General features: G+C 35.1%; 15 protein-coding genes and 1 rRNA gene. 3 read left to right on the forward strand and 13 right to left on the reverse strand.

Annotated features, from left to right (window positions below):
- The first annotated feature begins 29 nt into the window (after positions 1-29).
- Positions 30-1,121 carry an alanine racemase gene (gene alr / locus M0P98_03030; GenBank protein MCK9265843.1) on the forward strand — a complete coding sequence of 364 codons (1,092 nt, stop codon included), beginning with the start codon at positions 30-32 and terminating at the stop codon, positions 1,119-1,121.
- Complete coding sequence (locus M0P98_03035) at positions 1,108-1,863, forward strand: rRNA pseudouridine synthase (GenBank protein MCK9265844.1); 756 nt, start codon at positions 1,108-1,110, stop codon at positions 1,861-1,863. The genes alr and M0P98_03035 overlap by 14 nt, the downstream gene beginning before the upstream one ends.
- Before the next feature lie 5 nt (positions 1,864-1,868).
- On the opposite strand, the gene M0P98_03040 is transcribed toward M0P98_03035, so the two are convergent.
- The 13 genes from M0P98_03040 to M0P98_03100 all read right to left on the reverse strand — a co-directional run bounded on the left by M0P98_03040 (position 1,869) and on the right by M0P98_03100 (position 12,187).
- Complete coding sequence (locus M0P98_03040) at positions 1,869-2,189, reverse strand: hypothetical protein (GenBank protein MCK9265845.1); 321 nt, start codon at positions 2,187-2,189, stop codon at positions 1,869-1,871.
- Positions 2,190-2,322: 133 nt separating this feature from the next.
- Positions 2,323-3,069: an inositol monophosphatase gene (locus M0P98_03045; GenBank protein ID MCK9265846.1), complete on the reverse strand. Its 747-nt coding sequence runs from the start codon at positions 3,067-3,069 to the stop codon at positions 2,323-2,325.
- 45 nt (positions 3,070-3,114) lie between these two features.
- A complete protein-coding gene (gene gatA / locus M0P98_03050; protein ID MCK9265847.1) occupies positions 3,115-4,554 on the reverse strand; it encodes an Asp-tRNA(Asn)/Glu-tRNA(Gln) amidotransferase subunit GatA in 1,440 nt (479 codons plus the stop codon).
- Between the two features lie 14 nt (positions 4,555-4,568).
- Positions 4,569-5,804, reverse strand: a complete 1,236-nt coding sequence (locus tag M0P98_03055; GenBank protein MCK9265848.1) for a homocitrate synthase — start codon at positions 5,802-5,804, stop codon at positions 4,569-4,571.
- Between the two features lie 30 nt (positions 5,805-5,834).
- The gene (rplM, locus tag M0P98_03060; protein ID MCK9265849.1) at positions 5,835-6,272 is read right to left on the reverse strand and encodes a 50S ribosomal protein L13; all 438 of its coding nucleotides are present in this window, start codon (positions 6,270-6,272) and stop codon (positions 5,835-5,837) included.
- Between the two features lie 218 nt (positions 6,273-6,490).
- Positions 6,491-7,633, reverse strand: coding sequence for a hypothetical protein (locus M0P98_03065; GenBank protein MCK9265850.1), 1,143 nt, complete (start codon positions 7,631-7,633; stop codon positions 6,491-6,493).
- Between the two features lie 29 nt (positions 7,634-7,662).
- A 5S ribosomal RNA gene (rrf, locus tag M0P98_03070) occupies positions 7,663-7,778 on the reverse strand.
- 50 nt (positions 7,779-7,828) lie between these two features.
- Entirely contained in the window at positions 7,829-9,520 is a 1,692-nt protein-coding gene (locus tag M0P98_03075; GenBank protein MCK9265851.1) for a hypothetical protein, read from the reverse strand.
- Between the two features lie 13 nt (positions 9,521-9,533).
- Positions 9,534-10,454, reverse strand: a complete 921-nt coding sequence (trxB, locus tag M0P98_03080; GenBank protein MCK9265852.1) for a thioredoxin-disulfide reductase — start codon at positions 10,452-10,454, stop codon at positions 9,534-9,536.
- 78 nt (positions 10,455-10,532) lie between these two features.
- Positions 10,533-10,976: an Hsp20/alpha crystallin family protein gene (locus tag M0P98_03085; protein ID MCK9265853.1), complete on the reverse strand. Its 444-nt coding sequence runs from the start codon at positions 10,974-10,976 to the stop codon at positions 10,533-10,535.
- Between the two features lie 125 nt (positions 10,977-11,101).
- A complete protein-coding gene (locus tag M0P98_03090) occupies positions 11,102-11,347 on the reverse strand; it encodes an anti-sigma factor (protein MCK9265854.1) in 246 nt (81 codons plus the stop codon).
- A 16-nt stretch (positions 11,348-11,363) separates the two neighbouring features.
- A complete protein-coding gene (locus M0P98_03095) occupies positions 11,364-11,966 on the reverse strand; it encodes a sigma-70 family RNA polymerase sigma factor (protein ID MCK9265855.1) in 603 nt (200 codons plus the stop codon).
- Positions 11,966-12,187 (reverse strand): DUF167 domain-containing protein, encoded by a 222-nt coding sequence (locus M0P98_03100; protein MCK9265856.1) that lies wholly within the window; start codon positions 12,185-12,187, stop codon positions 11,966-11,968. Before M0P98_03100 ends, M0P98_03095 begins: the two co-directional genes overlap by 1 nt.
- Before the next feature lie 244 nt (positions 12,188-12,431).
- Between M0P98_03100 and M0P98_03105 the strand changes: the two genes are divergently transcribed.
- The gene (locus M0P98_03105) at positions 12,432-13,550 is read left to right on the forward strand and encodes a DegT/DnrJ/EryC1/StrS family aminotransferase (protein MCK9265857.1); all 1,119 of its coding nucleotides are present in this window, start codon (positions 12,432-12,434) and stop codon (positions 13,548-13,550) included.
- The last annotated feature ends 126 nt before the right edge of the window (positions 13,551-13,676 follow it).

Consider the following 13,676-nt stretch of genomic DNA (forward strand, 5'->3'; position numbering starts at 1 on the left):
TTATAAGAAAATTACGGAGAAGAGAAACAATGAAAGACGGAATAAGGGTCACAAGAGTCGAAATCAATCTTAATAATACAAGACACAACCTTAACGAAATCAGAAAAAAGGTTGGAAAATCAAAAATAATGGCTGTAATGAAAGGGAACGCTTATGGACACGGTATGGTTGGGGTAAGCCGTTTTCTTGAAAAAGAAGGGGTGGATTATATTGGCATAGCTCTACTTGAAGAGGGAATTGAACTTAGAAAAGCAGGTATTAAAATCCCTATACTTGTCCTTAGTGGTATACAAGCAGAAGAGGCAGAAGAAGCAGTTAAGTACGACTTGACTATAAACCTATGTAATATGAAGGTTGCAGAACAACTATCTTTAGCCTCTCAAAAACTCAACAAAACAGCCATTGCACACTTAAAAATCGATACAGGTCAGATACGTTATGGGTTACTACCAAAAGATACCCTGCCTTTTGTTAAAGAGGTTTCTAAATTAAAAGGTGTTATTCTTGAAGGAATATTTTCTTATGGCGGAACGTCCGAGGAAAAATTAGATATCTTTTTAAAACTACTTGATTCTCTTGAGAAAGAAGGTTACACATTTAAATTGAGGCATATTGCAAGTAGCGGTTCTCTTTATATTGATTACTCTAAGAGTTATCTTGATATGGTAAGGGCCGGTCTTTTTTTTCACGGTACAGGCAGAAATGCTGCTGAGTTAAATTTAAGACCAGCCTTTTCAATGAAAAGCGCTGTAGCTTTTTCAAAAATAGTACCTGCTGGCAGATTTAGTTTTTATGGGCTGGGTTACGAACTGAAAGAACCGACCAATATATTAATAATAGCCATGGGCTACGGAGACGGTTATTTTAAAGCCCTTTCGCGTAAGAGTGAAGTTTTAATCAGAGGTAAACGGTTTCCTATTGTTGGTATAGGTATGGACACCCTAATAGTAAAAACTGATAAAGAAGAGATACAAGCAGGGGAAGAGGTTCAAATTATAGGAAAACAGGGTAATGAAGAGATTACAGTTTACGAAATTGCTCAAAAACTTGGTATAGGAGTTAACGAGTTTACAGGAGCAATTTCAACAAGAGTCCCAAGAGTTTTTATTGAAAAGGAATAAATATAATATGGTTAAATTGAATGTTTATCTTTCCAGATGCGGTGTTGCCTCTAGGCGGAAAGCAGATACGCTAATAAAAAATGGTGCTGTATCTATAAATGGAAAAAGAGTCTTCCAACCATACATAGAAGTTGATGAAGATTCTGACATTATTAAGGTCTTTGACAAAAGGATTTCACTACAAAAAAAAGTCTATCTTGCACTAAACAAACCAGAAGGGTATACATCCACTTTAAAAGATAGATTTGCCACTCTAAAGGTTACAGATTTAATACCACCTGAAATGGGAAAAGTTTTTCCAGCAGGTCGATTGGATAAAAACTCTACTGGGCTCATTATTTTAACAACTGACGGGGATTTTGCTCAATCTATGACACATCCAGCATTTGAGGTTGAAAAAGAGTATGAAGTTACTGTAACACCAGTATTTGACCCTAAAAAAATATATATCTTAAAAAAGGGTATCCTTGATGAAGGGGAAAGGTTAAAAGCCCACTCCGGAAAAATGATAAAGAACCTACCTTTACAGAAAAGAAGCCTTATTTCTATTGTTATGAAAGAAGGCAAAAAAAGAGAGGTTCGAAGGATGTTTGAAAGACTAAATTACACAATCATTTCACTTGAGAGAGTTAGAATAGGAAATATCCTATTAGGTGGATTAAAACCTGGTGAATATAGACCCTTATCTCAAAAAGAAATCTCTTTCTTCCTCAAAAGAACACCTAAGACTATTGAAACTTAACTGGTTTATGAAATTATACTACCGGGTGATGTTTCTCTATCTGTTGTAAGCATAGAAAGTTTGTCATCAGACAAGGTAGCCAAAAGCATACCTTTACTTTCAATACCTCTTATAACTTTTGGTTCAAGATTAACCAGCACCACGACTGTTTTACCAACAAGTTCTTCTTTGGTATACCAGGGTTTTATACCAGCAACCAATTTTCTTACCTCTATACCTATATCAACAGTAACAAGATACAACTTGTCTGCCCCTTCAATATCTTCAACCTCCAGAACTTTTCCAATCCGTATTTCCATCTCTTTGAAAGCATTGTAACTAATCATTTTCTTCTCCTCCTGTTTATTTCAGTATTTTGCTTTTGTTGTTTGTTTTTCGCTTGCTAATCGACGCCTTTTATTCCCCTACTCTGAGCCTGTTGAACCTAAAAGAGGACAAAAAAGGGAGTGAGTAGACACCTTATACTTTTTTATTTAACTCTTCAAATTGAATAAGGTTATTTCCTGCAAAATGTAGAACCGTACCATCAAAAGGAACCTTTTGATATTCTCCTCCTGCCTCTTCTACAATTATTTTACCTGCTGCAACATCCCATTCTTTTAAACCAGCTTCAACAAAAATATCTGTCCTACCTGAAGCTACATAACACAAATCAAGAGCTGCAGCACCCATAATTCTTACTTTCTTTACATCCATCACCAAAGAAGAGAAAATATCTGTTCCTGTCTTGATTTCTTTTTGGGTCTTCATCAAACCAACAGTGAGTACAGATTCCTTTAAAGTTTGAACTTTACTTACCTCTATCTTTTCACCATTTAAAAATGCACCTTCTCCTGTAAACGCTTGAAAAATTTCATCTCTAAAAAAATCATATACTACCCCAAACCCTTTATCTCCATTTAAACAAGCTATAGAAACACAGCATTGAGGTATCCCCCTATAATAATTAAAAGTTCCATCAAGCGGGTCTATTATCCACAAATATCCTGAAGAACTCTCCTTATTTCCTTTTTCTTCAGAAATATAACCATCACAAGGAAAATATTTTTCTATTCCGTTAAGTATAAGTTTTTCGCTATCTTGGTCTTGGACAAGTTTAATATCATAAGGAAATTCTTGAAATATAGTGGGAAACTTTGCTGATTTTTTTAATAATCCTCCAGCTTCTTTTGCTAAAACAATAGATTCTTGGTATCTTTTTTTCATTTTTATAAGGTTTCCTTCTGAGTTTTTAATTAATAAGAAGAAAATTTAAACTGGCTGTCTAAAAAAATTCTCTATAGCAGAGGCGTTCTCAAAAAGTCTATCTTCTCTCAAACGAGGTGCAATAATCTGTAGTCCAACAGGTAATGAACCAACACTACCTACTGGCAAACTTATTGCAGGAAGACCGGCAAGATTCACGTTGGCAGTAAACATATCAGAAAGGTACATATTCAACGGGTCAAATTTCTTTTCACCTATTTTAAAAGGAACCTCAGGAACAGTAGGAGTAAAAATAATATCAACTTTGTTAAACGCTTCATCAAAATCTTTCCTGATAAGGGAACGAACTTTCTGTGCTTTCATATAGAAAGTTTCATAGTTACCAGATGAAAGAATATAGGTTCCCATCATAATTCTTCGTTTCACCTCAACACCAAACCCCTCGCCTCTTGAGTTCATATACATCTCAAGAAGATTCTGGTAATTCTTTGCTCTAAGCCCATATCCAACACCATCAAACTTTGCAAGGTTGGAACTTGCTTCAGCGGTACATATTATAAAATAGGTAGATATACCGTGTTGTGTATGTGGAAGAGATATTTCTTTTATATCAGCTCCAAGAATATTTGCAGCATTGATTGCTCTTTCGACCTCTACTTTCACTTCAGATGCAACCTCATCACCAAAATATTCTTTAGGAACTCCCACCTTAACACCTTTCATATCTTTTTTCATAAAAAGAGTATAGTCCGGTGGAGTAAAACCTAAGGAGGTGGCGTCTTTTGTATCTTGACCTGAAAGAACATTCATCATAATAGCAGAATCTTTAACATCCTTTGTTAAAGGACCTATCTGGTCAAGAGAAGAAGCAAGCGCTATCAACCCATATCTTGAAACAAGGCCATAAGTGGGTTTTAATCCAACCACACCACAAAAAGAAGACGGTTGCCTAATAGAACCACCTGTATCAGAACCAAGTGAAGCAAAACATAAATCTGCTTTAACAGCTGCTGCAGAGCCTCCCGATGACCCACCCGGAACTCTCAATGTATCATTAGGGTTTTTAGTTATAAAAAAAGCAGAGTTTTCGGTTGAAGAACCAAACGCAAATTCGTCCATATTGGTTTTACCAAAAATAATAGCACCGTTATCTTTCAGTTTTTTTATAACAGTAGCATCATAGGAAGGAATAAAATTTTCCAAAGATTTGGATGCACAGGTAGTAGGTATCCCTTTAGTGCAAATATTATCTTTTATAGCAATAGGCACACCTTCAAGAGCTCTTACCTCATTGCTTTTATTTATATTTTCATCTACAACTTTTGCTTCTTCAAGAGATTTTTCGTTTATATAAAGATAACTCTTTATATCTTTATCTTTTTCATCAACAGACTTTAAAAGAGAAGTCACAAGTTCAGTACAAGAAATTTCTCTTTTTTTAACCAATTCTCTAATCTTGCTTATAGAGAGGTTCAATATATTCATTTTCTTTAAATCATTCAAGGTTGTAAAGTTAAAATTTTTCTGACAGCTTCTGTATTTTTTGATATAAATACTAACTCATCGTCAGTTAATGGTCTCTGGTTAACAACATTGGCATACCTGGCAAGATTAAGCACCTCACGAGCTTCTTTGTCGTCTTTAAATTTAACCTCAAGTTTACCATAAACATTACGTAGACCTTTAATCCCGCTATACTCGCCCATTAATATCATCCTACCTGTTTCAATAATCTCAGGTTCGCCTCTGCCAAGTTCTTCAAAATCATATAACTCATAGTTCTTTCTATCTTTTAATGCTCCGTCAACATGTATTCCAGACGAATGCGCAAAAGCATTTTTCCCAATACCAACCTTGTTAATAGGTATAGGAACACCAAAAGCATAGGAAGCATAATGGGAAATTTTCCATGCCATTTTCATTTTAGTATTTTCGTCTAAAATATAGTTATTAGAAATCTTACTCGCATATTTTAAAGCAAGAAGCACAGAAACAAGGTCGGCATTTCCTGCTCTTTCTCCCATCCCATTTATGGTAGTGTTTATATAAGCATCTACCCCTGCATCCAGGGCTGCTTTAGCGCCTGAAATTGAACAAGCAACAGCCATTCCTAAATCGTCGTGACAATGTAACTCTACAGGTAGTTGTACATTTTTTGCTAAATCATATATTTTTTCATATATTGAAAAAGGAGAATCACACCCAAGAGTATCACAATATCTTATTCGGTCAGCCCCTTCATCTCTTGCTATTTCGGCAAACTCTACCAGCCGTTTCTGTTCTGTTCTTGAAGCGTCTTCAGCGTTTATTCCAACTGTTTTAATTCCATTTGACTTAGCAAGCCGTATAGCTTTCCTCATAGATTTTACAACATCATTAAACTTCATTTTCCCTTGAAACTTACCTACTATCATCTGTTCAGACGTTGAGATAGAAAGATTTATATGTTCAAGTGAAGGTATGTTTTTAAAGGCTTCTTCCACATCTTCAGGAATTGCCCTCATCCACCCTGAGATAAGTATTGGGTTTAGAACTTTATCTTTCGCAAGTTCCACATTAGCGTTAAGATAGTTTGTTTCGTGCTCTGTTACTGGGAAACCCGCTTCACTCTGGAAAATACCCATCTGGTTTAAATAATAATTTATCATAGTTTTTTGAAACTTAGAAAGCCCCAGATGAGCCGTCTGCACCCCATCTCTATTTGTTACATCAATTATTCTTATAGTTTTGGACATTTATGTGTAAGCCTAAAGTGTTTTAAAATATCAGACCCCCAACTCCAACGGTTCAGGACTCTGTGCCTGGTGAGGGTGTTTATCGCCTTTATATACATTCAATTTTTTTAACATCTGTCTTCCGAGTTTAGTTTTTGGCAACATCCCTTTTACAGCGTGAGTAATAACAAACTCAGGTTTTCTATTTTTCATAGAAAGAAGGGTCTCTTCCTTCAATCCGCCAATGTAACCGGTATGTTTATAATATATCTTATCTGTAAGTTTCCGCCCTGTTACACGTATCTTATCTGCGTTTATTATTATTACAAAATCACCTGTATCAACGTTCGGTGTCCAAATAGGTTTGTTTTTACCCATCAACACCATAGCAGTATCACTTGCAAGCCGTCCAAGAACTTTATCAGTTGCGTCTACAACATACCATTTCTTTGTAATATCTTTCTTTTTTGCAACATCAGTTTTGTTCATCGTTCTACCTCCACTAATTTGTATTTTAATATTAAATAATACCACATTTTAAACTTTTCATCAAAGACAATTAAAAAACTCATTTTACCGTGTTATACGAAAAAGATTTTTTAGTATAACACCTAATACTTTCATTATCCTTTTTTGCACCAATAAAATACTTATACAAATGAACATCAGAAAATCAAATATGTAAATTATGTTAACAGGAGTGTTGGTCAGAAGAAAAGAGAAGCACTATCAAGAAAATAATTTAGGTATATAGATATTTCTGGTTTACTAAAATCGTCTACAAAAGGTTGCCCATACTTATTTAATTCAGTTCCACATACTACTGGCATTTTTACATCCATGCAAGCCTGCATAAATCTGTTAAAATTCAATACCTTCTTCTCTTTTTCTTCTCCTTCAGGAAAATTATAATTTCTTTCTGGAATTATTGCCATAGCCTCTATTCCTTTATCTTTCAAAAAAGAGACAAATATATTTGGGTCTTCTTCACCTTTATTTGTACCGTCAAGCCAAGTTCCAACCGGTATACCACCCGCTTTCTTTATTATTTTTACCACATCATCAAACTTTGGAAAACTCTCTCTTTCTGGTGGGATATATCCAGGTCCTCCAGATTTAATCAAAACCTTTCTCATTGTTTCCAAAAATTCTGCTGGTTCTTTTTCTCTTAAAGAATCGACTGGAACCGAAAGCACCTCAGACCAGAAGGTATCTGATTTATTAGGGATAAGTTGCTCAGACTTCCTCTTATAAGATTCTATAATATGTCTTTCCGTTGGATTACCTGAAGGAGTGAGGGGTAGAACATCTATATCATAATTAACCGTTACTTTACCTAAAAAACTATTAAGTTTATCTACCACTTCCCTATTTCTTGCTTGAGCTACCTTTTTAAGGTTAAGAAAAAACCTGCCTTCCTCAGTATCTGCATCTAATGTACGCTTAAACCCTTTACCACAAAGATAATATATACCCGGCTCATTTGGAGAGTTTATAACAACATCTTTCCATTCTTCTACCAACACTCTCGACTCAAAACCGCCAGTTGCCAATATACCCAAAATTTCACCTGTACTTAAAGTCTCTTCTAAACCAGCAAGGGTATCAAAATCAACTGTTCCCGCATACTTCAGCCCCCTTCGCCAACATTCAAATATAACCCTTGCAGGGGACCAATTTTCATAGTTAAAAGAGTGGAATGTATGAAGATGTAGGTTAAGCCAAGGGGTAAGTTTTTCAAATTTTTTAATTTTACCGTTCTTTATCAACTTAGAAATCTCTAACAAACTTTCTTTTCTAAGTTTTAAATTAAACGATGAAAGGTTTTTTAATAGTTTTTTAGTTTCCATAATAAGCAAGGGGTGTAATAAAAAAATGTCCCTGGCAACACCTACTCTCCCACCAGCTTGCGCGGATAGTACCATTGGCGCTGGAAGGCTTAACGGCCGTGTTCGGGATGGGAACGGGTGTTGCCCTTCCGCTGTGGTCGCCAGGGACAGTAAAGTTATACCTTATTATTTTATAAGTGTCAATAGATAAAAAATCTATATGTTAAAACTGACTTCTGTCAATTGTTCAAATTCAGGTATTTTAAGAAAACTCTCTCTATCTTGCTCGCCCTCTTCAGTAAAAACATTCAGATATTGAGACATTTCAGTCCTTCCTTTAAGCCGAAGCGTTAATTCTCTACTATTTTTATTATAAAAAGATTGTTCAACCTCATATAAACTTCTATTTTCGGCATAACAAGCAACTGTATCATAACTTTTCATAATATGAGGAATATTTTTTATATTATCGTATATACCCTTAATAATTGTTTCCCATTCTTCTAAAGCCAACTGCGCAACCCTCTGTTCGTGAGTCATAAAACAACCAAAAAAACCTGTCTCAAGACCTCTTTTTATTTGAAACACAGCTCTCTTTATAGCTTTTTCAACATCATTGAAAGCGTTCTCTTTATGTAACCCTGTGCACCTATAGAGAAAATCGGAAGTAGGCACATTAACATCTTTCCTTGGTGGGACAGAAAGTACATTAAAAAAATAGTCGTCTTCAGGCATCGGACCAAAAGAAAAACCTGGTTTTCCATAAGGAGGGCTTTCCCATTTGTGGGCTTCGGGGTCAGACCATACCTTACCCAATCTTATAGGGGTCATTGTATACTTTTGTCCTCTCTCTTTAATAAAAGATAATGAATTTAGACCTATCTCTTGATAATGAACGTTTAATGTCTTTGCAAGGTTTATTCCCCATTCTCCAAATTTTGCATCTACTCTATCAAAATTGTTTTTAAGTTCCTGAAAAGTAAACTCTTGCCCATTATGCTTAAGATATATAGGGCATTCTTCTTGGTTTTCCATATACCTAAAATCAACAAAAGCGTGAGGAGAAAACTCAGCCAACCCATTCTGCTCTTTTTCTCTAAAACGTCTTGAATCCACCTGTTGTATATCATTAAGAAATAGAGCCACATTAGGTATAAACCCGTACCTATTCATAATATCCAACCATCCAACGTTTTCGAGAGTTTCTTTATATTTCATCACCCTGCTACCACTAAAAGAAACATCATCAAATTTTGCAGTTATAAAAGGCGGCATAGACTTCATTATGTAAGGTTTTTTAGATGCCCAGGCAATACTTTTTCGGAACACTCCGTCCAACCCCTCGCCAAATCCAAGATACTGGTTTTGCCATAGAGAAGCAGAAACAAGAAAAAATATTACCTTACCTTTACCGTATCTTTTATAAATAACTGAAGGGTTATTTTCCTGGTCGGATAAAAGAACCGACCAATCTTCAGGACGTGATATTTTAAACCCAAGCAGAGGTTGCTTGACTTCAATTGTGTGTTCACAAAGATCTGTAATTTTATTTTCAGGGGTTAGTTTCAAAGTTTCAATTTTTGTATCTTTTTCTGCCAAAATTTTCAATTCTTTAAGAAAAGAGGCAGGATACCAATTGAGATATCCATCCAAAACAATAATTCCCATACCTTGTGATACAGATTTAAGAATAACATCTGTCTCTTCTTTACTAAGAGATTTACCTATCCCTTCTTGAGCAAGTATAAGCAGATGTGTATCTTCAAGTTCATTTGGAGCAATCCTTGACCAAGAAAGGTCTACAACATCAATATTCACACCAAAATGGACAAGAGCTCTAAATATTGATTTCTCAACTCTTGTATAGTGTACTGGTACAGATGAATCTACGATTACTTTAGTCTTCATAAAATTTTTTCCATTATTTTTTAGTATCAAGATATTTTTCTGCTGAAGATGCCGCTATTGCACCGTCACCACAAGCAGTTACAACCTGGTAGAGAGATTTTCTTATAACATCTCCACAAGCAAAAACACCTTCTTTTGAGGTTTCCATTCTATAGTTAGTTATTAGATATCCACTCGGGTTCTGTTCAAGCCGACCTTTTAAAAAATCAACATTAGGTTTCTGCCCAACAGAAACAAATATTCCATCCAATTTTAAATCTTCTTTTGTCTTTTTATCCAACCTTTTTAGAACTATATTTTTAACAGTATCATCGCCTTCTATCTTGTCCACAACAGCCGACATAATAGGTTCAATCGATGGAAACTTAAGGAGTTCTTCATTAAAATGTTTTGAAGCCCGAAATTCGTTTCTCCTATGTATAAGGTAACACTTATCAACATATCTTGTTAGATATATTGCTTCCTCAAGGGCAGAATTACCTCCCCCTATCACTGCTATCGTTTTACCTTTAAAAAAAGCGCCGTCACATATTGCGCAATAAGAGACACCTTTCCCCTGAAACTCATCTTCTCCTTCTACTCCAAGTTTTTGTCTTACCGAACCGCTCGCTATTATTAGAGCACCAGCTGACAACTCTTTCCCATCGGAAAGAACCACTCTTTTGTCTTCTTTATCAAAAGAAACCTCCTCAACTTCACCATCAACCAACTCTCCGTCCCAATCCAGATATTGTTTTTTCATTTTTTCTGATAGTTCTTGCCCTGAGACAGGAACATCAAAACCTGGATAGTTTTCTATTGTCTCTGTAATAAGCATATTTCCACCTGGAAAAAACTTTTCAATAATAACAGTTTTTATCCTTGCTCTTGCAGAGTACATCCCCGCAGTCAAACCAGCAGGACCAGCACCAATAATAATTATTTTTTTATCCAATTTGCAACCTTCCTTCAATAGAACAAAGGGGGATTTTTATCCCCCTTTGTCTTGTAACATTAGTGAAAAAACTTTACCTTACTGAATATCTATCTTAAGTTCTTTCTCTATTTCTTCTGCAGCTTTAGGAAGAGTAATCTCAAGGATTCCTTCTTTATATGATGCTTTCACTTTTTCTCTATCCACTCGGCAAGGTAGAGGAATAGTTCTGAAGAAAGAACCTTCTCTAATCTCTTTTCTATAAAAATTCTCTTTCTTTACCTCTTTCTCATCTTTTTTCTTGCCAGAAAGAGTAATAGTATCATCTGTTACGGAAACCTCAAGTTCTTCCTTTTTCACACCAGGTATCTCGGCTTTTACAACTATGGCATCTTTCTCTTCATAAACATCTACCAGAGGTGCCTTAGTTTTTCCTTCCCAAAAATCTACTTCTGGTTTGAAAAATTTTTCTACAATCCTATCAAAATCATCTCTTACATCAACCAATTCCTTAAAAGGATTCCATCTTGTAAGTCTATCCATATTACTCACCTCCATTAACTAAGTTTTTTACTTTCCATCTTTAAGTTTTAAATTTTTCGAACAAAGACTCTTTTGTGACATTCTCTTGTCTTTATTATTTAGATGACCAAGATGAGTAATAGGTTTCATTTCTTATATTTTTTTTCGTATATCACTTGAATTTCAACATAGATATTCTTGATTATTTCACCAGGAACTTCTTCTACTTTGTATATTTTTTTTGAATAGTATATAGTTTTTTTCATTGTTTCTAACAATGACATACAGTTTGGACATTCCAAAAGATGCTTCTCTGCTAAATCCTTCTGTTTTGCATCAAGTTCACCATCTATATACTCTGATATTAATTTGCAAAAATTTTTACATTTCATAGTGATTTCAGTTTCATTACTGCCCCGCTAAAACCTGTCTGTTCCTACTACTAAAGTATTCAACGAGTTTTTCTCTTAGATATAATCGGCTTCTATGTGACCTTGTTTTGACAGTAGGTTGGGAAATAGAAAGCATTTCAGCAACCTCCGAGATAGGAAAACCTTCTATATCGCGTAGAACAAAAACAGATTTATACTTATCTGGTAAAGAATCTATCGCTTTATTTAAAAGGTCTTTCATCTCATTGTTTTTAAAATAATTAGCAGGATTATGGGTCCAGTCTGGCATCTCTGTTACCATAGAAGGCATTGAAGTTTCTTCCGGTTGGTCTAATGTAACTTTTTTAGTCTTATCTTTACGCATCTTCATTAAAGCTAAGTTTGTGGCTATCCTATAAATCCACGTTGAAAAAGCTGCATCTCCCCTAAACGAATCGAGTTTCTCGTAAGCCCTTATATACGTTTCCTGCATTAAATCTGCTGCATCCTCTTTATTCTTCAGCAATTTCAACCCAAGATTGTATATCCGACTGCTGGTTAATCTTATAAGTTCTTCAAAAGCTTTTATGTCGCCCTCTTTCGCCTTTTTAACAAGCTTTCTTTCTTCGTTATTCCCCATCAACTTTCCTCAATAATAACAATCTTTTTTTTACTTTTTAGACCCTTCTTTATGGTTATAAGCGACTTGGGTTTTTTGTAGTATTTAGAAAGGAGTTCAATAAGCCTTTTGTTAGCCCGCCCTTCTACTGGCGGCACATCAAGCCATACATAAAGAACACCTTCTTTCTCTTCTATCTTAGTTCTTTTTGTATTTGTTTTAACTATAACAGAAATTATCATTTGTACTATATCTTATCACAATTTATCAAAAATTTAAATTAAATAAATTAAAAAGTTTGCTAAAAACTCTGTAAAATGATAAATTAGAAATAGGGAAAAAGAATAAAACTACCCTTTAAAAAACCTCCTTATGATGTAAACCAAAAGTTATCATATTATAGTATAACCAGAACACTCGTAAGGAATAAACAATAAATCAAGGACCCCTCCTATACAATTATAAGGGGTAAAGGAGAACAGTAAAATGGCTGGAAGAGAAGTTTTTGATAAAGAAGAGATGGAAGCAATTGTTGGTGTTGTAAAGAGAGGTGTGTTTTTTAGGTATGGCTACCCGCAAGAGAGAGAAGGAATTTATTGTGTTGACGATTTTGAAAAATCTTTTGCTTCGTATGCAGGAGCAAGGCATGCACTCGGAGTAAACTCAGGAAGTTCTTCATTAAAAGTAGCTCTTGAAGCATTAAATCTCCCCAAAGGTAAAGAAGTGCTTACCCCTTGCTTTACTTTTGTTGCAACAATAGAATCTATTGAAGAAGCAGGACTTAAACCTGTTTTATGTGACATAGACAAGACTTTTAATATTTCACCTCAAGATATAAAGAGAAGAATCACAAAAGATACTGTTGCTATAATGCCAGTTCATATGATGGGAGCAGCAGCAGATATAAAAGAGATTATTGATATAGCAAAAGAAAACAACTTAAAGGTTGTAGAAGACACTTGTCAAAGCACTGGCGCTTCTTTGGAAGGTAAAAAACTCGGAACATTTGGAGATTTTGGTTGTTTCAGTTTTGATTATGCCAAGGTTATGACAACAGGCGAAGGAGGCATACTTGTAACAAATAGTGAGGAACTGTATAAACAGGCAGACTGGTACCACGACCACGGACACACACATATGTCTGATGTTCCAAGAGGAGTAGAACCCAGAGCTCGAAAAGGTTTTAACTATAGAATGAACGAATTGCAAGGTGCTCTCGGCGTGGTGCAACTTAAAAAACTCAATTATATAATCTCTAAACAGAGGGATAATAAAAGAAGAATAAAAAATGAACTCCAAAATATAGATGGACTGGAATTTAGGCAGTTGCTCGATAAAGATGGAGATATAGCTACCTTCTTGACGATCTTGTTACCAGATAAAGAAAAAGCCGAAGAATTAAAAAGTAAAATGATAGAATCCAATGTTACTCCTGCAACCTTAAACTATTGGCATTTTACTGCCAATATAGAAATTGCAGGAGGAGGAAGTTTCCCTGAAAGCGAAGCCCTTCTTTCAAGAAGTGTTTCAATAGAAATAAAGACCATTATGACAGAAGAGGAAATATCGAAAGTAGCAAGTTCTATAAAAGAAAATGTTAAATAAGGGACAAAAAAGTATGTGGTGTCTACTCACTCTGGTACTACGGCGCATACACCTTCTACTTAACAATCGGGCACTCTGAGAACTCACCCTTCTGCATAGCAAGCATCTCCGAAGGGTTTAACAGGC

Source organism: bacterium (assembly GCA_023230585.1).
In the GTDB taxonomy this organism is placed as follows: domain Bacteria; phylum Ratteibacteria; class UBA8468; order B48-G9; family JAFGKM01; genus JALNXB01.